Origin of the sequence: Vibrio sp. 10N.286.49.E11, assembly GCF_041469505.1 — a bacterium.
In the GTDB taxonomy this organism is placed as follows: Bacteria; Pseudomonadota; Gammaproteobacteria; order Enterobacterales; family Vibrionaceae; genus Vibrio; species Vibrio crassostreae_C.
In genome coordinates this window covers 1-20328 of the sequence record NZ_JBFRKQ010000095.1, presented here as the reverse complement: position 1 = coordinate 20328, position 20328 = coordinate 1, and the positions used below count along the sequence as shown (strand labels likewise).

At 45.2% G+C, this 20328-nt stretch carries 12 protein-coding genes, 1 pseudogene and 1 other annotated feature; of the genes and pseudogenes, 8 read left to right on the top strand and 5 right to left on the bottom strand.

The window, feature by feature from the left end:
- Window positions 1-273 precede the first annotated feature (273 nt).
- Together AB4167_RS20080 and gltB are read right to left on the bottom strand one after the other, a co-directional pair.
- Window positions 274-1743, bottom strand: a complete 1470-nt coding sequence (locus AB4167_RS20080; RefSeq protein WP_372136942.1) for a glutamate synthase subunit beta — start codon at window positions 1741-1743, stop codon at window positions 274-276.
- Window positions 1743-6290 (bottom strand): glutamate synthase large subunit, encoded by a 4548-nt coding sequence (gltB, locus tag AB4167_RS20075; RefSeq protein WP_017059305.1) that lies wholly within the window; start codon window positions 6288-6290, stop codon window positions 1743-1745. The genes AB4167_RS20080 and gltB overlap by 1 nt, the downstream gene beginning before the upstream one ends.
- Window positions 6291-6819: 529 nt before the next feature.
- Between gltB and AB4167_RS20070 the strand changes: the two genes are divergently transcribed.
- From AB4167_RS20070 to AB4167_RS20055, 4 genes are all read left to right on the top strand, one after another.
- Entirely contained in the window at window positions 6820-7773 is a 954-nt protein-coding gene (locus AB4167_RS20070; RefSeq protein ID WP_372056415.1) for a TIGR01212 family radical SAM protein, read from the top strand.
- Between the two features lie 91 nt (window positions 7774-7864).
- Entirely contained in the window at window positions 7865-9616 is a 1752-nt protein-coding gene (locus tag AB4167_RS20065) for a diguanylate cyclase domain-containing protein (protein ID WP_017059307.1), read from the top strand.
- A 174-nt stretch (window positions 9617-9790) separates the two neighbouring features.
- A complete protein-coding gene (gene arcB, locus AB4167_RS20060) occupies window positions 9791-12160 on the top strand; it encodes an aerobic respiration two-component sensor histidine kinase ArcB (protein WP_372056413.1) in 2370 nt (789 codons plus the stop codon).
- Between the two features lie 7 nt (window positions 12161-12167).
- The gene (locus tag AB4167_RS20055; protein ID WP_017070077.1) at window positions 12168-12611 is read left to right on the top strand and encodes a hypothetical protein; all 444 of its coding nucleotides are present in this window, start codon (window positions 12168-12170) and stop codon (window positions 12609-12611) included.
- A 136-nt stretch (window positions 12612-12747) separates the two neighbouring features.
- On the opposite strand, the gene arcA is transcribed toward AB4167_RS20055, so the two are convergent.
- Together arcA and AB4167_RS20045 are read right to left on the bottom strand one after the other, a co-directional pair.
- Window positions 12748-13464: a two-component system response regulator ArcA gene (arcA, locus tag AB4167_RS20050; RefSeq protein WP_004741534.1), complete on the bottom strand. Its 717-nt coding sequence runs from the start codon at window positions 13462-13464 to the stop codon at window positions 12748-12750.
- A gap of 429 nt (window positions 13465-13893) precedes the next feature.
- Window positions 13894-13995: pseudogene (locus tag AB4167_RS20045) on the bottom strand (ribonuclease activity regulator protein RraA); the annotation flags it as partial.
- Window positions 13996-14042: 47 nt separating this feature from the next.
- On the opposite strand from AB4167_RS20045, the gene AB4167_RS20040 reads away from it, so the two are divergent.
- Window positions 14043-14528 (top strand): putative 4-hydroxy-4-methyl-2-oxoglutarate aldolase, encoded by a 486-nt coding sequence (locus tag AB4167_RS20040; protein ID WP_017059310.1) that lies wholly within the window; start codon window positions 14043-14045, stop codon window positions 14526-14528.
- A gap of 110 nt (window positions 14529-14638) precedes the next feature.
- On the opposite strand, the gene AB4167_RS20035 is transcribed toward AB4167_RS20040, so the two are convergent.
- Window positions 14639-15097: a ribonuclease regulator gene (locus AB4167_RS20035; RefSeq protein WP_372056411.1), complete on the bottom strand. Its 459-nt coding sequence runs from the start codon at window positions 15095-15097 to the stop codon at window positions 14639-14641.
- A gap of 317 nt (window positions 15098-15414) precedes the next feature.
- Window positions 15415-15533: a sequence feature (Thr leader region), on the top strand.
- A 29-nt stretch (window positions 15534-15562) separates the two neighbouring features.
- Between AB4167_RS20035 and thrA the strand changes: the two genes are divergently transcribed.
- From thrA to thrC, 3 genes are read left to right on the top strand one after another with little or no spacing between them, the layout of a single operon-like run.
- A complete protein-coding gene (gene thrA / locus AB4167_RS20030; RefSeq protein ID WP_050648721.1) occupies window positions 15563-18022 on the top strand; it encodes a bifunctional aspartate kinase/homoserine dehydrogenase I in 2460 nt (819 codons plus the stop codon).
- A gap of 17 nt (window positions 18023-18039) precedes the next feature.
- On the top strand, window positions 18040-18996 hold the full coding sequence (thrB, locus tag AB4167_RS20025) for a homoserine kinase (RefSeq protein ID WP_032545653.1): 957 nt from the start codon (window positions 18040-18042) through the stop codon (window positions 18994-18996).
- Window positions 18993-20276, top strand: coding sequence for a threonine synthase (thrC, locus tag AB4167_RS20020; protein WP_017059314.1), 1284 nt, complete (start codon window positions 18993-18995; stop codon window positions 20274-20276). The genes thrB and thrC overlap by 4 nt, the downstream gene beginning before the upstream one ends.
- Window positions 20277-20328: the final 52 nt, after the last annotated feature.

Below are 20328 nucleotides of genomic sequence, written 5' to 3'. Positions count from 1 at the left end.
CAACGTATAGCTAATTGTGTTTAAGGTCAAGTTCATGGTTAATTATCATGCATAAACGCGATTAGCCACTTAATAATCTAAAATAGTCGATGGATATCAATGAGATATATAAGTTGAATGTTAACGAGATTTAACATATACAACAGGATGATTTTGAAAACGACAAATGCCAGATAGAAAAAAGGCTAGCATCGAGTGCTAGCCAAATATAAAAGTTAGGAAGGGTATTGCTTTTCCTCTAGGCTAACGTAATTGACGTTAGCCCGAGAAATATTATGCGGAAAGCATGAGTGAATCAGCTTTCGCTTCTAAGTTTGAGTTACCCATTAAGAAGTCATCAATGGCAATTGCACATTCACGACCTTCATTAATACAACGTACAACTAGAGATTGACCAGTACGCATATCACCAGCAGCGAAAACGCCTTTCTGGTTCGTTGCAAAACCTTCAGAAGCGACGTTACCGCGCTCGTCCAGTTTAATGTCTAGTTGAGCAAGCACGCCGGTTGGCTCCGGGTGTAAGAAGCCCATTGCTAGGAATGCCATATCACAAGGAATAACACGTTCAGAGTTCGCGACTTCATCAAAGCCTGGACGCTCACCTGGTTTCGCATCTTGCCAAACGATGTCAGCAATACGTAGACCCGTCACTTGACCTTGCTCGTTACCGATGAACTCTTTGGTTAAGATGTTCCAGTGACGTTCACAACCTTCTTCGTGAGAAGTGGTGGTTTTCATGATCATTGGGTATTGAGGCCAAGGCATGTTTGCAGGGCGCTTCTCTGGTGGGATCGGCATGATCTCAACCTGAGTAATGCTCGCTGCCTTATGACGGTTTGATGTGCCCACACAGTCAGAACCAGTATCACCACCACCGATAACCACAACGTGCTTATCTTTAGCGTGAATCTCTTCTGTTTTAAGATCTAGGTTGTTAGCACGGCGGTTGTTTTGACCAAGGAATTCCATGGCAAAGTGAACGCCTTTCAACTCACGACCAGGGATTGGCAAGTCACGTGGAACCGTAGAACCACCCGTTAGCAATACCACATCAAACTCTTGGCGTAGCTGCTGAGCGTTAACATCAACACCGATGTGTTGGTTAACTTTAAACTCAACGCCCGCTTCAGCCATTAGGTTGATCTTACGATCAATCACGTCCATACCCAGTTTGAAGTCTGGGATACCGAAGCGAAGTAGACCACCGACTTTCTCGTCACGTTCAAATACCGTTACCGAGTGACCAGCGCTGTTTAGCTGCTCCGCTGCGGCTAAGCCAGCAGGACCTGAACCGATAATTGCGACAGTTTTACCTGTGCGAGAGCGTGGTGTTTTAGGTTTTGCGTACCCTTCACGGTACGCAGTTTCGACAATCGTTTTCTCGATATTACAGATAGTGATTGGGTCTTGGTTGATACCAAGAACACAGGCACTTTCACAAGGAGCAGGACAAACACGACCGGTAAACTCAGGGAAGTTGTTGGTAGAGCTTAGGATGTTCCAAGCCTCTTCCCAGCTGTCACGGTAAACCGCATCATTGAATTCTGGGATGATGTTACCAATCGGACAGCCGTTGTGACAGAAAGGTACGCCACAGTCCATACAACGAGAGGCTTGAGTATTGATCTTTTCACCAAACTCTTCGTTAAGTACGAACTCTTTGTTGTCTTCAATTCGAACTGACGGGTCGAGCTTCTTTGGAAGCTCACGACCGTGTTCTAAAAATCCAGTAGGCTTACCCATTATACTGCCTCCACTTCTTCCGTTTGTGCCTGTTGTGCTTCAGCTTTACGCTTTTCAAGAACAGCTTTGTAGTCGCGTGGCATTACTTTAACTAGCGATGCAACACTTGCTTCAAAGTTGTCTAGGAAAGATTGAGCAACTTCACTTCCTGTGAATTCAACATGCTTAGTTAGCATATCCAGTAGAAGATCTTTATCTTCTTGTTCAATTGGATCTAGGTCTACAAGTTCAGGGTTGAGCTTGGTTTCGAAGTCACCCGCTTTGTCCCAAACATAAGCAACACCGCCACTCATGCCCGCAGCAAAGTTACGACCTGTTGAACCAAGGATAATGGCAACACCACCAGTCATGTATTCACAACCGTGGTCACCAACGCCCTCAACAACAACCTTCGCACCTGAGTTACGAACACAGAAACGTTCGCCTGCCATACCGCGAATGAAAGATTCACCTGAGGTCGCACCGTAGAAACATACGTTACCAACCACGATGTTATCTTCAGCAACGATAGAAGATTTCGCATCTGGGTACAGTACCAAAGTACCGCCAGACAGACCTTTACCCCAGTAATCGTTCGCGTCGCCTTCTACTTCGAACTTAACGCCTTTCGCAAGGAACGCACCGAAAGATTGACCAGCACTACCGTGGAACTTAACGTTCATTGGCTGTGGTAAACCTTGGTCTTTGTAAACCTTCGAGATTTCGTTCGACAGCATGGTACCAGCAGAGCGGTCCGTGTTGATGATAGGGAAGCTCGCATTCACGGCTTCGCCTTTCTCAAGAGCTGGAATCGCAGCTTGAATCAACTTGCGGTCTAGAACGTCTTCTAGGTTGTGGTTTTGTTGCGTCTGGTTGTAGATACCATCTTCTTCACGTGCCTGCTCAATGTGCAGTACAGGTGTTAGATCTAGGTTCTTGTACTTCCAGTGGCCGATGTCATCACGAACTTTAAGTTTGTGCGATTGACCAACCATCTCATCGATAGAGCGGAAGCCAAGTTCAGCCATTACTTCACGCAGACCTTCAGCCATGTATTGGAAGAAAGTGACTACGTCTTCTACGCGGCCGTCGAAACGTTCACGCAGAGTCTTGTTCTGTGTAGCGATACCAACAGGACAGGTATTCTTGTGACACTTACGCATCATGATACAGCCTTCAACCACTAGAGCTGCTGTTGCTACGCCCCATTCTTCAGCGCCAAGTAACGTTGCTACTGCAAGATCACGTGGTGTTTTCATCTGACCATCAGATTGAACAACGATACGGTTACGTAGGCCGTTTTTCAGTAGTGTTTGGTGCGTTTCCGCTAGACCCAGCTCCCAAGGCAGACCGGTATGACGGATAGAAGACATCGGAGATGCACCCGTACCACCATCAAAACCTGCGATAAGTACCACGTCAGCTTTCGCTTTCGCTACACCCGATGCAATCGTACCTACGCCAGCTTCTGATACTAGCTTCACGTTGACACGACCGTTACGGTTCGCGTTTTTCAGATCGTAGATAAGCTGAGCCAAATCTTCGATTGAGTAGATATCGTGGTGTGGCGGTGGCGAGATAAGACCTACGCCCGGAGTCGAGTGACGCGTTGCGCCGATCCAGTCATCAACCTTATCACCAGGTAGTTGACCACCTTCGCCCGGTTTCGCACCTTGAGCCATCTTGATTTGTAGCTCATCAGCGTTAGATAGGTAGTAAGACGTTACACCAAAGCGACCAGAAGCCACCTGTTTGATTGCTGAACGTTCCCAGTCGCCGTTTTCTTTACGTTCGAAACGTGCTGGATCTTCACCACCTTCACCTGAGTTTGATTTCGCGCCAATGCGGTTCATCGCAACAGCCAGTGTTGAGTGAGCCTCATGCGAGATTGAACCAAAGCTCATTGCGCCGGTTGCGAAACGCTTAAGAATGTTCTCGATTGGTTCTACTTCTGCTAGAGGAATAGAGCCTGCAGGGTTCTTGATGAAGTCCAGTTGGCTACGTAGCGTTGCTGCGTTGTCGCCTTGGTCATCAACTGCTTTTGCGTACTTCTTGAACTGACCGTAATCTTTGTTACGCGTCGATTCTTGAAGTAGAGAAATCGTTTCTGGGTTGAATAAGTGTTTCTCACCACGTTGTTTCCACTGGTAAACACCACCAACATCAAGGATCTGAGCTGGAATTTCACGAGCTGGGTAACCAACACGGTGACGAACCAATACTTCTCGCGCGATATCGTCGATCGTTAGACCTTGGATACGAGAAACAGTACCTGTGAAGTATTTTTCAACCACTGATTTGCTAACACCAAGTGCTTCAAAGATTTGTGCACCGTGGTAAGACTGCAGCGTAGAGATCCCCATCTTAGAGAAGATCTTAAGTAGACCGCCGTTAACACCTTTACGGTAGTTATCGAATAACTCACGTGGGTGTACGTTTGGATCTAGCTTCTTAGTACGTTGCAGTTCAACAATCGTTTCAATAACTAGGTATGGGTTAACTGCGTTTGCACCATAACCGATAAGCGTTGCAAAGTGGTGTGTCTCACGAGCGTCGCCCGTTTCAACAACGATGTCACACTTAGCACGTAGACCTTTACGGATTAGGTGGTGGTGAACCGCGCCAACCGCCAGCATTGCTGGAATAGCGGCATGGTTAGAGTTAACCGCACGGTCTGTCAGTAGGATGATAGAGTAGCCATCAATCACTGCGTCTTCTGCGTATTGGCAGATACGCTTAAGTGCGCGCTCTAACTTACCTTGGTCGCCATTTGCTTGGAATACGATATCCAGCGTCTTCGCCTGAAGGTGCTCGTTATCGATTGCACGCAGTTTTTCTAACTCAGAGTTAGACAGTACTGGAGACTCAAGTTCTACTTTTTGACAGTGCTCAGGTGTTTCAGCAAGTAAGTTCTGGTCTTTACCTAGGTAAGTGTTCAGAGACATAACCATGCGCTCACGAATCGGGTCGATCGGCGGGTTAGTTACTTGTGCAAACAACTGTTTGAAGTAGTTTGAAAGGTGCTGCGATTGGTGAGAAAGAATCGCTAGCGGCCAGTCAGCACCCATTGCAGAAAGTGGCTCGTAGCCTGTTTTCGCAAGAGGTAGAATGATTTCGTTTACTTCTTCAGAACTCACGCCAAACGATTGTTGTTTGTGTAGGAGTTTCTCTGGAGAAGGTTGGCTAAATTCGTTGCTCGCATCCGGTAGCTTTTTCAGGCTCAGAAGGTTCTCTTCAACCCACTTTTCGTAAGGTTGTGCTTTAGCAATGCTGTCTTTCACTTCTTCATCAGAAATGATGCGGCCTTGCTCAAGGTCAGCAACGAAGATACGACCTGGTTGTAGACGACCACGGTACTCAACGTTTTCAGGTGCAATCTCAACAACACCAGACTCAGACGCCATTACTAGGAAGTCGTCTTTAGTTACTGTGTAGCGAGAAGGACGCAGACCGTTACGGTCAAGTGTTGCACCTACTTGAACACCATCGGTGAAACATACTGATGCTGGGCCATCCCATGGTTCCATTACGTTCGCGTGGTACTGGTAGAACGCACGACGAGTTGGATCCATGTTTTTGTTTTCTTGCCATGCTTCCGGGATCATCATCATCAACGCGTGTGGCAGAGTACGACCTGAAAGAACAAGTAGCTCAAGTGCCATATCGAAGTTTGATGAATCCGAACTACCTTCCTGACAGATAGGAAGCAGCATGTCGATTTCAGCTTGTGTAAACAGATCCGATTCTAGGATTGCTTCACGTGCTTTCATCCAGTTCAGGTTGCCGCGAACCGTATTGATTTCGCCATTGTGCGCGATGTAACGGAAAGGCTGAGCTAGACGCCAACGTGGGAATGTATTGGTAGAGAAGCGAGAGTGTACTAGTGCTAGAGCTGTCACCATGGTTGGGTTTTGCAGATCTAGGAAGTACTGAGGAACTTGTTCAGTTGTTAGCTGACCTTTGTACACCAATGTCTTGTAAGACATAGAGTTGATGTAGAAGTCATCACCGATATTTGAAACGCTTTCTAGGCATACACGAACCGTGTAGTTACGTAGAACATACAGTTTACGCTCAAGCTCTTCTGGTGTGATACCAGGGCCGCCAGAAATAAATACGTGTTCAAATTGAGGTTCAGTGCTTAGTGGGTCAGCACCAATCATTGAATTGTCCGTTGGAAGTTCACGGTAACCGATAACTTCTAACTCAAGGCGTTGTGCATTGCGTTCTAGAATGTCACGACACTGTGCACGTTTGTGTTCATCTTTAGGGAAAAGTACAACACCAACACCATATTTTTCAAAAGATGGCAGTTTAATTCCAAGCTTTACGGCTTCTTCTAGTAAGAATTCGTGCGGCTTCTGTAGCAGGATACCTGCACCATCACCAGAACACGGATCGCAGCCTTGGCCGCCACGGTGTTCCATACGTGCAAGCATATCGAGTGCTTGAGTTACTACATCATGAGATTTGCGATTCTTTAGATGCGCAACAAAACCGATACCACAAGCGTCATGCTCCAATTCAGGAGTATACAGACCCTGTGAGTTCTGCTCTTGATCTACCATAGATACATCCTTCCAGTTAAATCTAGGCGCAACTTATTTGTATAAAGTCAGCCTTGTCCTTTTATATTTATGGGTCTAAACCTGCCTATGCTGGCGGTTTGAATCCTTTCCGTATCTCGCAGGAAAAGTATTGCGAGAAAAACAATCCTTAGTGATACCTGTTTATTTTTAACCACAAACTAGTGGTTTATATAGGTGGGAGTTAGATATCACCGACTTATTAGCAAGTTTTCGTTGTAAGTAAATACTCAAAAATAGCCAATATGTGTAAGTATCCTACAATTTTGTCTAGGCGAATTGCAATGAAAGTTGACCCATGTAGACCATTTTTTTCGTTTTATTTTGAATTTAATGCCTAACAAATGTGCAACATTAGGCAAATAGAGCCGATTTTTTGCATGTTTATTGATATTTGTTAGGTTGCTCGCAAAAAGCCTTGAGTAAACTAATTGGTCGAATTTTGCAGGGATGTAATTTTTTTTCAAAAAAGACTGATATTCATTCTTATTTACTTGAGTGCTTTGAAAATATGCAATTACACGAGTTGGTCAATACTATCGGCCAAGACCTTCAACGCCGTTATGGCGAGAAGGTTCACAAGCTGACGCTTCATGGTGGTTTCAGCTGCCCAAACCGAGACGGGACAATTGGCCGTGGAGGTTGCACGTTTTGTAACGTGGCTTCCTTTGCCGATGAACAAACTCAAATTCAAAGTATTGCTGACCAGCTAAAAGATCGTGCGGGTGAGATTGCTCGTGCCAAGAAGTACCTGGCTTACTTTCAGGCGTACACCAGCACTTATGCTGAGGTGCAAGTGCTCAAGAATATGTATGAAGAGGCGCTAAAAGCACCCGGTGCAGAGATCGTCGGCCTTTGTGTTGGTACGCGACCAGACTGTGTGCCTGATGCGGTGTTGGATCTGTTAGCGGGCTACGTTAAACAAGGCTATGAGATTTGGCTCGAGCTTGGCCTGCAAACCGCCAATGATAAAACCCTCAAGCGAATTAACCGCGGCCACGATTTTGCGGTGTATGAAACGATCACCCAACGCGCACGCGCTTTAGGTATCAAGGTGTGTACTCACCTGATTGTTGGTCTACCAAAAGAAACTAAAGCGGATAACCTTGAAACCTTAGACAAGGTATTAGCCGTTGGCACCGATGGTATTAAGCTGCACGGCCTTCATATAGTAGAGGGCAGTACCATGGCTAAGGCGTGGAAGGCAGGAAAGCTAGAAGCCCCAAGCCTTGAAGAGTACATCGATATCGCGAGTGAGATCATTCAACGCACGCCTGCGGACGTGGTTTATCACCGTGTTTCTTCAGCGGCGAGACGCCCAACCTTACTTTCTCCTTTATGGTGTGAGAACCGCTGGTTAGCGATGACTGAAATAGGTCGTTCGTTGGATAAAACCGGTGCTCAAGGCATCAAAACGGGCTCTACATTCGAGTACACGTTGCCTGTTTTAAACGCGGCCAATTAATAGAAATGGGTGACTGTAGGTAGCAGCAGATAAAACCAATAAATAGTGGTAACATTTCCCTAACAGATTTTATGGTATAGATTGAGAGTAAATGGAACTGGTAATGACTTGGTTGTGGGACAGGGCGTATGGCTACGGTATTTATATCGTTGTTGTATTGCTGATTGCTCTCATCTGCTGGCATCTCTATTCTCGTTATCAGTCGCATATCGAAACGCTTCTACTTGCTACCCCGTCGCCACTCTACTTTGTTGATGTTCGAAGTGGCGAAATACTCTATGCCAATCGCCAAGCCATGCAGTTGCTTGGTATCCGCCAAATCGGTGTTAATTTTCGCTTTCCTACTGTGGAAAGCGAGAACAGCTTTCGTCACTACTTAACCAACCACATCAACTCTCGAGCCTTCGAGCAGGTCTCCCTGTGGGCGCTTTCTGAATTTGAGTCGTTCAAGATCAACTTGATCGGTCGTAAGATCCATTTTAGAAATAAGCAGGCTTGGATGATTCACGCCTCACCTTATAAAAACACTAACGAAGAACTGTCCCAAGAAGTTCGAGAACTGAATGTTGCTCGTACCGCTTTGGATTCTTTGTCTGAGCTGATCTACGTGAAAGATCAGAAAGGTCAGTTAGTGACGAGTAATCGCTCGTTTAAAAAGTTTTGGCATGGTCGTGCTGAAGAGGGCACCCTGAGTGTTTCTGGTGGAGTATTAAAAGGTCGTGTAAGTGAACGCTCTTGGACTACAGATCAAGATGGAAAAAGCTGCTTGCTTGAAACCTACCAAAGTGTGCTGCTTTCCCAAGATGGAGAAACCATCGGCACGCTCTCTATTAGCCATGATGTGACCGATTGGCATGACATGCAGCAGAAACTGCGTGGCGAGATGGAGAAGCGAAAAGATACCGAAGTGGCACTTGCGCAGCGTGACACCATCTTGCAAAACCTCCTGGAGGCCAGCCCAGACTCGATTGGTATCTTTAATGAAAACATGGTTTATCAAGCGTGTAATAAACCATTTGTGGCTGCGCTGGGTATCTCTGAAGTCAGTGACTTGATCGGTAAACGTTTACAAGATGTGGTGCCACATAGCATCTATACGCGAATATCAGAAACCGATCATCAAGTGCTTCATCAAAGTAAATCACTGCGTTATATCGACAAAGTGGTCTCAAGTGATGGAACATTTACTTGGTATGATGTAGTCAAATCACCGTTTAGAGATCCAGCATCGAGCACTAATGGTGTGTTGATCATGGCGCGTGATATTACAGAGCGTTATCTAGCAGAACAAAAGCTTGAAGAAGCCAACCTTGAACTTGAACGCCTCAGCTTTATGGATAGCCTGACTAAAGTGTCTAACCGACGTCGTTTCGATGAACAGCTCTCTACACTGTGGCATTATCATGTGCGTGAGAAGCTGCCACTGACGATCATGCTATGTGATATCGACTTCTTTAAAGGCTACAACGACTTTTACGGACACCAACAAGGCGATGATGCTTTGATTCAGGTTTCTCAGGCATTTAAGCAGGTGTTGAATCGTTCATCTGATTGTGTGGCTCGTTATGGTGGTGAAGAGTTCGGTTTTATTCTGCCAAATACAACGACCGAAGGTGCTCAGCTGGTGGCGCAGCGTATTCATGATGAAGTCCTAAAATTGGAACTTGCGCATGAGAAGTCGACAGTCTCTGAATTCATCACGGTGAGTATTGGTATTATCTCTTACATTCCTACACCTGATGATGAAATGGAATCGGCTGTTGCCTTGGCTGATAGTGCGTTGTATCAAGCGAAATCAGACGGTCGCAACCGTTCAATGGTGCATCCATACTCAATTCGCTAACGCTATAAAATTGGCAATTTGATTATCCCCGGCTATTTTTGCTTAGTTAGTATTTGTATTGGTTAATTAACCTTCGAAATTACCGCTGAACACTTGCTGCGTGTGATGTAGCTAGCTTACCTCCCATCTTCAAACAGGGTAGAATGTTGCTAGTCTTATCGCATGGAGCGTTAAATGAAACCCATGAAAAATCTTGCCCAGTATTACGTGGATCTACTCGTAAAACTGGGGATTGTCCGCTTTTCTATCTTACTCGCCCTAGCGCTTGTTGCCCTCGCTGTTGTTGTGCAAGTCGGTATCACCCTTGCACTCAAAGGCAATGTTGATGACATCGACATTGTCCGTTCAGTTTTCTTCGGTTTAGTGATCACGCCTTGGGCGGTTTATTTTCTGTCAGTGGTCGTGGACCAGTTGGAAGAATCACGTCAAAGGTTAGCGAAATTGGTCTCTAAACTTGGCGACATGCGTGAGCGAGACCAAGAACTCAACAATAAAATGCAGCTCAATATCGAGAAGCTTAATCAAGAAATTGAAGAGCGTGAAAAAGCGGAAGAAGCGCGCGCAGAAGCAATGCAAGATCTCGAAAACGAGGTGTTCCAGCGCGAGCGTACTCAGCTTGAACTCGCAGAACGTACTGCACTGTTACGCTCGTTTATCGATGCCTCGCCTGACCTTATTTACTACCGTAATGAAGATGGTGTGTTTTCTGGTTGTAACCGTGCGGTTGAAGAGCTCACTGGTAAAACAGAAAAAGAGCTAGTTGGTTTAACTCCTTGGGATGTTTACAGTAAAGAGGTCGCTCAGCAAGTTGTTGAAACCGATAAGAAAGTATTTGCTGACAACCAAGCACTGACTTATGACCAATGGCTTGAATACCCAGATGGCCGCAAGAGTTACTTCGAACTGCGTAAAGTGCCTTTCTACAGCAAAGATGGTCGTCACTTGGGCTTGGTTGGTTTTGGCCGCGATATTACTGAACGTAAAGAGCATCAAGAGTCGTTAGAAAAAGCCAGCCGCGATAAGACCACCTTTATCTCAACTATTAGCCACGAGTTAAGAACGCCGCTCAACGGCATCATTGGCTTGAGCCGCATGCTGCTTGATAGCCAACTGACCACCGAACAGCGCAAGCAGATGCAAACCATCAAGGTGAGCGCGGTGACACTGGGTAATATCTTCAACGATATTATTGATATGGATAAGTTCGACCGCCGTAAGCTTGAACTCTTCCCTACGCCTATTAACTTTGAAGATTTCGTTGTCGAGATCGAAAGTATCTCTGCGTTGATGGCTGAGCAGAAAGGGTTAAGGTTCGATCTAGAAAGATTGTCTGATCTTCCAGCTGCTGTTGAGGTGGATGGTACTCGTCTTAGACAGGTACTGTGGAACCTTGTTAGTAACGCGATGAAGTTCACCAAAGATGGTGGAGTGGTGATGACAGTCAGCGCCGACATTGATGGTGACTTTGCCAACATTACGATGGAAGTGGAAGATACTGGTATTGGTATCCCTGAAAGTGAAATCGAGAAGATCTTCGCGATGTACTATCAGGTGAAATCGGGCACGGACAACTTGCACGCTGTCGGCACGGGTATTGGTCTCGCTGTCTCTCAACAGCTAATTAATATGATGGATGGCCACATTGAAGTCATCAGTGAAGAGGGCTTTGGCAGTACCTTTACGGTTTCGATTCGAGTTCCAGTGAATCACGATACTCAGGCTCTGATCAAAACGCCAAGAAAACAGTCGAATCTTAAGATCTTTATGGTCGAAGACATTGAACTCAATATCACAGTGGCTCGCTCTCTACTTGAAAGCCTTGGCCATGAAGTGACAGTCGTGATGACGGGTAAAGAGGCGCAAATTGCTTTCAATCCTGAAGACTATGATTTGGTGTTGTTGGATATCCAACTGCCAGATATGACGGGTTTCGATATTGCTCAATACTACCGCGAGAAATACAGCCAGCTACCGCCTTTGGTGGCGTTAACTGCGAACGTATTAAACAACAAGCAAGAGTACTTCCAGAAAGGCATGGACGAAGCGATCAGTAAACCTTTGTCGGTTCGAGCTATCCAAGATGTCATCAGTGAACTTATCGAAGATGCACCAGAGGTAATTGAGAAGGTAGCGGGCACCGATAAGGTTGAGAGCATTGATAAAGTCGACGCGAGTAAGTCTTTTCTTTCAGAAATTGATACCACTTTGCTTGATATTGATATGCTAGAGTCTTATGTTGATATTGTTGGATCGAAACCGGTTTTGGATAGCATCGCGATGTTCGAAGATATGATGCCGGAGTATATGGAAATATTGAACTCCAACATGGTCGCGAAAGATAAAGCCAGTATCGTTTCTGAGGCACATAAGATTAAAGGTGCTGCAGGTTCTATTGGTCTGAAACGCATCCAACAAGTTTCCCAGAAAGCTCAATCTCCAGATTTGCCTGCGTGGTGGGAGAACATTTCAGATTGGGTTGATGAGATAAATAACGAATACCAGAATGACATTGAAGTTTTAAAGAGTTGGTTAAATCAAAGGTAGAAGAATAATGAAAAAATTAGCATTCGCCGCATGTGTAGTGGCATTAGCGGGTTGTTCTACGCCACAAGTAGAATGGCAGCAAGATAATCAAGTCGAAGTATCTGCGGCAACAGTTACCATGAAAAGCAACCTTTGGCACAACAAGATGCCAACGATTGGCGAGACTCAAGATAAGACCCTGCATGGTTCTATCTACCTAGAGTCAGATTCACAACTGCCAGCAACGCTTGCGGTTGAGAGTGTTACGGTTAAACAGGGTGCAGACACCTTGTTGGTAACGGCTGACGATCTTGATTTAAGAACACACAGTGAAACTCAATGGGAAGTCGCGTTTGTATGGCAGCTAGAGATCGACAGCGACAAGCCTGTTGATGTAGCGGTTGAACTTAAAGATGGCGAAACCGTGAAGTGGTTAGTAGAGAAAGACGTTAAGGTGGATACGGTTTACTAAAACCTTATCCAATTAAGAACAATAAAAAAGGGAGAATGCGTTGGCATTCTCCCTTTTTAATAACTATTGATGACGCTTCTATTGTTAATAACACTTACTGGTGAGTAGTGCTAAATGGTAAGAAGCGCGAATCGAATTAGTCTTCTAGGTCACCACAAAAGCGGTAGCCTTCACCGTGAATCGTTGCGATGATTTCTGGCGTACCAGAAACAGATTCAAAGTGCTTACGAATACGACGGATTGTTACGTCTACAGTACGATCGTGTGGCTTAAGCTCACGGCCAGTCATCTTCTTAAGAAGGTCTGCACGTGTTTGGATCTTACCTGGGTTCTCACAGAAGTGAAGTAGAGCACGGAACTCTGAACGAGGTAGCTTGTAGCCTTCGCCATCTGGGCTAACCAGAGAACGACTGTTGATATCTAGTACCCAACCGTTGAACTCGTACTTCTCAACGCTACGCTTCTCTTCTTGAACAGAGCTTGTGCTCATAGAACGGTTCAGAAGGTTGCGTGCACGGATAGTCAGTTCACGAGGGTTGAAAGGCTTAGTGATGTAGTCATCAGCGCCGATCTCTAGGCCAAGGATCTTATCAACTTCATTATCGCGACCAGTTAAGAACATAAGCGCTACGTTTGCTTGCTCACGTAGTTCACGTGCAAGTAGTAGGCCATTCTTACCTGGAAGGTTGATGTCCATAATTACAAGGTTAACTTGGTTGTCAGATAGCACTTGGTGCATCTCTTCACCGTCGCTAGCCTCAAAAACAGCATATCCCTCTGCTTCAAAAATACTCTTTAGAGTGTTACGAGTTACTTGCTCATCTTCAACGATAAGAATCTGCGGGGTTTGCATTTGGCGGTACCTAAATTTGTGACGAAACTGTGCTAATAGAATAAATTCTAGGCAAAAACATAACATACAGGTAATGTATTTTTGATGATAACTTAAAGTTTTCAAAAAAACACTTACTTCCAGCTATCTGCCTTCCTTGAAGTATTGCCCAATAACGTAGATCCAGTACGCCTTTCAATCATTCTTTTAGTGATTGGAGTGGATTCTATAATGTTAACAGCATGCTAACAACGCGAGAATGTTAATTCCATTCACTTTGTTGATTTACATCAATTGCCGTATCGCAACAAACTTTAATAGTATGGCTACAACTTAACCAATGTTATGGTGACTATTTAGCACCAAAACAAGAATGATTATTCGAGATGCTTCGCACATCTTGCCTGCTAAAGACCGGATTATGAACCAAGGAAGCTGAAAGCTGTCTTAAGAGTCTAGTAGATAAATATGCTCAATCAACCTTTATTGAGTAATAAATTGAGCATAGAACAATGAAAACAAAGGATTAATTTTAATAACATATAAAAGCATAGAGGCTAGCCTGACATAACTGGTAACGCCTTACTCACGGAGGATATATGCACGATATAACACCCGACTTGTGTGATGAGTTTGAAAGCGAAGTCACCCTACTGAACATGCCATTGCAGAACTTCGGCCAACGTGGTGCGTTCTTTGGAAAAATTGTAACAGTTCGTTGTTATCACGATAATTCCAAGGTTCGCGAGGTTTTAGAGACCGACGGCTGTGGCAAAGTGCTTGTCGTTGACGGTAATGGCTCATGCCAGAAGGCGCTGCTTGGCGATCAACTCGCTATTCTCGCAATAGAAAATGGTTGGGAAGGCGTGATTGTGAACGGTGCGGTGCGTGATGTTGGCATGATGTCGCAAATGGACCTTGGCGTTCAAGCGTTAGGTGCATCGCCATTCAAAACAGAGAAACGCGGTGTCGGCCAAGTGAATGTGACGCTCTCTATACATAATCAACTGATTCAGCCTGGTGACTATATTTATGCCGATTGGAATGGTGTGTTAATTTCATCTGAGTTGTTAATTGAATCGTAACTGACTCAAATTGAATGCCGTTGATAGATTAGAACGGGGAATGGTTTGTGATGTGCTGAAAGTTTGTAGCTCAATCCGATCTAGTTAGTAAATAAAGAACAAGCCAAAGATTAAAAGCGAAACCCTAATCCCACTTCAACACCTTGCTGCCACTCTTCATAATCAAGAGTGGCATGCAAATCTAGGTTATCTGTTAGTTGCACTCGGCTGGAAACCTCTGCGGCGACTGATTTCTCATTGTCTTCGGTTTCGTCTTTATAGGTGTGCAGAGAACTGTTGAAAGAAACTCTTTCTGAGAACTGATAACTGACACCACTTAAAAATCCGCTTTCATACTTAAGTGAATCGCTGTTGATTCGTGTACCTACATAAAGGTCAACATCAGCAAACAAGCTATAAGAGTAGCCACTGTCTATCTTCCAAGTATCGAAGCTTTCACTCGACGCGTTTTGTGTGGAGATAAAGAATTTATGAGAAGAACTATCGATTTGGCTGGGTAGTATAGGCAAGCGGTTCGCTGAACAAACAACAGGCGTAGCAAACGCTAAAAGAATAAGTAATCTCTTCATTTCCCACTCCTGATGTCATTATTATTGTTCTTCGAACGTTATCGTTCAATTAAAGCACAGAACTTGTACGTTCGCTGCACAATCGATATAGCATTTCGTTATGACTATATATGCAATTGATCACTCTTGCCTGTTCAATGAGTAAATCCAGTATCTTAAGTGAAGGTTTATACAGGGTGTTTTATCCCTTAAATGACGGTTTGCTCTGAAAAACGGTGCGAATGTAAAAAAAACGCAACTTTTCATTGACGTCCAGTGGTAAAAATTGATACACGTAGAGTAAAGCACAAGCAGAGAATTTGATATGCAGCACGTAAGCCACCTAGTAATGACCACAACCATTATTATTACCGACATTAACATTGTTGGGGCAGGCTGCTAAGTAACGGATTTTAAAAAAAAGGCCTGTATCCAACAAGATACAGGCCTTTTTTTGTACCATTTTTATGACTTATGGAGAAAGGGATGCGCGTTTTAAAGTTTGGAGGTTCATCATTAGCTGATGCAGATCGTTTTTTACGAGCGGCTGATATCATCGCTAATAATGCCCAGCAAGAAGAGCTAGCCGTTGTACTATCGGCTCCAGGAAAAACAACCAATAAGTTGGTTGCTGTAATTGAAGCTGCACTTAAAAATGGTGAAGCAGACGCACAGATTACAGAGATCGAATCCTCATTCGCTGCACTGTTTGCAGATATTCAAACTGTTGTTCCTTCTATTGATGGTTCTGCGTTCCAAGAGCAGGTTGATACTTCTCTTGCTCAGCTAAAACAGTTCGTAAACGGCATTAACCTATTGGGTATGTGCCCGAACCATGTTAATGCTCGCATCATCAGTAAAGGTGAGCGAATCTCAATCCAGTTGATGAAAGCGGTACTTGAAGCGAAAGGCCAACCAGCAAGCCTGATTGACCCAGTTCAATACCTATACGCTAAAGGTGATCACCTTGAAGCTATGGTCGATGTGGACGTTTCAACTCAGAACTTCCGTCAGTCGCCACTGCCTAAAGGTCACGTAAATATCATGCCGGGCTTTACAGCAGGTAACGATAAAGGTGAGCTAGTCACACTTGGCCGTAACGGCTCTGATTATTCAGCTGCAGTTCTAGCGGCATGTCTACGTGCTGATTGCTGTGAGATCTGGACAGATGTAGACGGCGTTTACAACTGTGACCCACGCTTAGTCGATGATGCACGTCTGCTTAAATCATTAAGCTACCAAGAAGCGATGGAGCTTTCTTACTTCGGTGCTTCGGTTCTACACCCGAAGACTATCGCGCCTATCGCGCAATTTCATATTCCTTGTCTGATCAAAAACAGCTTCAACCCACAGGGTGCGGGTACTTTGATTGGTCAAGACACTGGCGAAGATAACCTAGCAATTAAAGGTATTACTACGCTAAGTGACCTAACAATGGTTAACGTATCAGGCCCTGGTATGAAAGGCATGGTTGGCATGGCAAGTCGCGTATTCGGCGCGATGTCTTCGGCTGGCGTTTCTATTGTCCTTATTACTCAATCGTCTTCTGAGTACAGCATCAGCTTCTGTATTGAATCGGCTGACAAAGTGAAAGCGAAACAAGTGTTGTCAGACGCGTTTGAACTTGAGCTCAAAGATGGTCTATTAGAGCCAGTTGAGTTCATGGACGACGTAGCGATTGTAACGCTGGTGGGTGACGGTATGCGTACTTCACGCGGTGTTGCTTCTCAGTTCTTCTCTTCTTTAGCTGAAGTGAACGTCAACATTGTTGCGATTGCTCAAGGGTCATCTGAGCGTGCTATCTCAGCGGTTATCCCTGAAGATAAAATCTCTGAAGCAATCAAAGCGTGTCACGAGAACCTATTTAACTCTAAGCACTTCCTAGACGTATTCGTTGTGGGTGTCGGCGGCGTTGGTGGCGAACTTGTTGATCAGATCCAACGTCAGCAAGGTAAATTGGCTGAAAAAGGCATCGTGATTCGCGTATGTGGTTTAGCAAACAGTAAAGGTTTGTTGCTAGACAGCGATGGTCTACCGTTAGAGCAGTGGCGTGACCGTATGTCGAGTGCGACTGAAGAATTCAGCCTAGCTCGCTTAGCGGCTCTTGTTCAACGTAACCACATCATCAACCCAGTATTAGTTGACTGTACGTCTAGCGAAGGTATTGCTGCGCAGTACGCTGATTTCCTAGCGGCTGGTTTCCACGTGGTAACACCAAACAAGAAAGCAAACACAGCAAGCATGGCTTACTACCATCAGCTTCGTGAAGTTGCACGTAACTCACGTCGTAAGCTGATGTACGAAACAACCGTAGGTGCAGGTCTACCAGTAATCGAAAACCTACAGAACCTTATCTCTGCAGGTGATGAACTTGAGAAGTTCAACGGCATTCTTTCAGGTTCACTGTCTTACATCTTCGGCAAGCTTGATGAAGGTATGACACTGAGCCAGGCAACCAATATTGCAAAAGATAACGGCTTCACTGAACCGGATCCTCGAGATGATCTATCTGGTATGGATGTGGCGCGTAAGTTGCTTATTCTTGCTCGTGAAGCAGGCATGGCGCTTGAACTTGAAGATGTTGAAGTAGACCAAGCTCTGCCACCGGGTTTTGATGATTCAGGTACGGTTGAAGAGTTCATGGCTCGCCTACCAGAAGCGGATGCTTACTTCAAAGAGCAGTCAGCTATCGCAGCAGAAGAAGGTAAAGTACTTCGTTATGTGGGTGAAATCGCTGAAGGTAAGTGTAAGGTTCGTATCGCTGCTGTTGATGGCGACGACCCAATGTTCAAGATTAAAGATGGCGAGAACGCATTAGCATTCTACAGCCGTTACTACCAACCAATCCCTCTAGTACTGCGTGGCTACGGCGCGGGTACTGAAGTAACAGCTGCTGGCGTATTCTCTGATGTGATGCGTACTCTTGGTTGGAAATTAGGAGTTTAAGAATGAGTTCAAGTGATATGGATGTTGTCGTTTATGCTCCTGCATCAATCGGTAATGTCAGTGTAGGGTTTGATGTGTTGGGGGCCGCTGTGTCTCCAGTGGATGGCACGCTGCTAGGTGACCGAGTTATGGTTAAAGCCGGTGATGAACCATTCTCACTTAAAACTGCAGGCAGCTTTGTTTCTAAGCTGCCAACTGAAGCAAAAGAAAACATCGTTTACGACTGCTGGGTGGTGTTCTCGAGAGAGCTTGATAAAAAAGGCGTTACGCTAAAGCCTTTAGAAATGACACTAGAAAAGAACATGCCTATCGGTTCAGGTTTGGGTTCTAGTGCATGTTCAATCGTCGCGGCACTGGATGCGCTAAACCGTTTTCACGGTCAGCCCCTGAATGAAACTGAACTGCTTGCTCTGATGGGTGAAATGGAAGGCAAGATTTCAGGTGGTATCCACTACGATAACGTTGCGCCATGTTACCTTGGTGGTGTGCAGCTCATGCTTGAAGAGCTAGGCATCATCAGCCAAGAAGTACCGTGTTTTGACGACTGGTACTGGGTAATGGCTTATCCGGGTATTAAGGTTTCAACGGCTGAAGCGAGAGAGATCCTACCATCTCAATATCGTCGTCAGGATATTATTGCTCATGGTCGTCACTTAGCGGGCTTTATCCACGCGTGTCATTCAGGTCAACCTGAACTGGCGGCGAAGATGATCAAAGACGTGATCGCTGAACCATATCGTGAGAAACTGCTTCCAGGGTTTGCTGATGCTCGTAAATACGCGCTGTCAGCTGGGGCACTGGCTACTGGTATTTCTGGTAGTGGTCCAACTCTATTTAGCATTTGCAAAGAACAAGATGTCGCCGAGCGTGTTGCACGCTGGTTAGAACAAAATTACGTACAAAATGAAGAAGGATTCGTTCACGTTTGTCGCCTAGATAAGCAGGGTTCGATCGTTACAGGAAGTGAGTTATGAAACTGTACAACATCAAAGAAAATGATGAACAAGTCTCTTTTGGCCAAGCCGTTCGTCAAGGCTTAGGCCGTAATCAAGGTCTATTTTTCCCATCTGAACTGCCAAAGTTTGATGATATCGATGCGCTGCTAGCAGAGGACTTTGTCCCTCGTAGCTCAAAGATTCTGTCAGCATTGATTGGTGATGAATTACCAAAAGAACAGATCGACCAAATGGTGGATGCAGCGTTCCAATTCCCTGCACCAATCAACCAAGTAAAAGACGGCGTTTACGCGCTTGAGCTTTTCCACGGTCCAACACTGGCGTTTAAAGATTTCGGTGGCCGCTTTATGGCTCAATCTTTAGCAGCTGTTTCTGATGGTGGTCAAATCACTATCTTAACGGCAACATCAGGTGATACTGGTGCGGCGGTTGCGCATGCTTTCTACGGCATGGAAGACATCAATGTTGTGATTCTTTACCCGAAAGGCAAGATCAGCCCACTGCAAGAGAAGCTGTTCTGTACGCTTGGCAAGAACATCCACACTGTGGCGATTGATGGTGACTTTGATGCGTGTCAGGCTCTAGTTAAAGACTCATTTGATGACGCTGAACTGCGTAAAGAGATCGGTCTTAACTCGGCAAACTCGATCAACATCAGCCGTTTAATGGCTCAGATCTGTTACTACTTTGAGGCGGCTTCTCAGCTGACTAAAGAGCAACGTGAAAACCTCGTTATCTCTGTACCAAGTGGTAACTTTGGTAACCTAACGGCTGGTCTATTGGCTAAAGCGCTAGGTCTACCTGTTAAGCGTTTTATCGCAGCAACTAACGAAAATGACACTGTTCCTCGTTACCTAGAAACAGGTCAATGGGATCCAAAACCGACTGTTGCGACAACATCGAACGCGATGGACGTAAGCCAACCAAACAACTGGCCTCGTATCGAAGAGCTTTGCCAACTGAAAGGTTGGGGCTTAGATACACTAGGCAAAGGTAAAGTATCTGACGAGCAGAGCGCTGAGTCAGTTCGCGACCTAAAAGCACAAGGTTACCTATGTGAACCACATGGTGCGATTGCTTACCGTCTACTGGAAGAGCAACTGCAAGAGAACGAAACTGGCTTGTTCCTGTGTACAGCACACCCAGCGAAATTCAAAGAAGTGGTTGATGACATCCTAGGTTCTGATATCGAACTGCCTGGCCCGCTAGCAAAACACGCGGCGATGGAATTGTTGTCTGAAGATCTTGATAACGATTTTGAAGCGCTAAAAGCTGTGCTTCGTCGAGTTCAACCGTAACGTCCATTTGTTTTTCGAACAAATAAAAACGGCGCTCAATGAGCGCCGTTTT

Excerpts from the sequence above, each read along its gene's own strand:
- AB4167_RS20080 (WP_372136942.1), bottom strand. The coding sequence starts at position 1,743 with ATGGGTAAGCCTACTGGATTTTTAGAACACGGTCGTGAGCTTCCAAAG.
- gltB (WP_017059305.1), bottom strand. The coding sequence starts at position 6,290 with ATGGTAGATCAAGAGCAGAACTCACAGGGTCTGTATACTCCTGAATTG.
- AB4167_RS20070 (WP_372056415.1), top strand. The coding sequence starts at position 6,820 with ATGCAATTACACGAGTTGGTCAATACTATCGGCCAAGACCTTCAACGC.
- AB4167_RS20065 (WP_017059307.1), top strand. The coding sequence starts at position 7,865 with ATGGAACTGGTAATGACTTGGTTGTGGGACAGGGCGTATGGCTACGGT.
- arcB (WP_372056413.1), top strand. The coding sequence starts at position 9,791 with ATGAAACCCATGAAAAATCTTGCCCAGTATTACGTGGATCTACTCGTA.
- AB4167_RS20055 (WP_017070077.1), top strand. The coding sequence starts at position 12,168 with ATGAAAAAATTAGCATTCGCCGCATGTGTAGTGGCATTAGCGGGTTGT.
- arcA (WP_004741534.1), bottom strand. The coding sequence starts at position 13,464 with ATGCAAACCCCGCAGATTCTTATCGTTGAAGATGAGCAAGTAACTCGT.
- AB4167_RS20040 (WP_017059310.1), top strand. The coding sequence starts at position 14,043 with ATGCACGATATAACACCCGACTTGTGTGATGAGTTTGAAAGCGAAGTC.
- AB4167_RS20035 (WP_372056411.1), bottom strand. The coding sequence starts at position 15,097 with ATGAAGAGATTACTTATTCTTTTAGCGTTTGCTACGCCTGTTGTTTGT.
- thrA (WP_050648721.1), top strand. The coding sequence starts at position 15,563 with ATGCGCGTTTTAAAGTTTGGAGGTTCATCATTAGCTGATGCAGATCGT.
- thrB (WP_032545653.1), top strand. The coding sequence starts at position 18,040 with ATGGATGTTGTCGTTTATGCTCCTGCATCAATCGGTAATGTCAGTGTA.
- thrC (WP_017059314.1), top strand. The coding sequence starts at position 18,993 with ATGAAACTGTACAACATCAAAGAAAATGATGAACAAGTCTCTTTTGGC.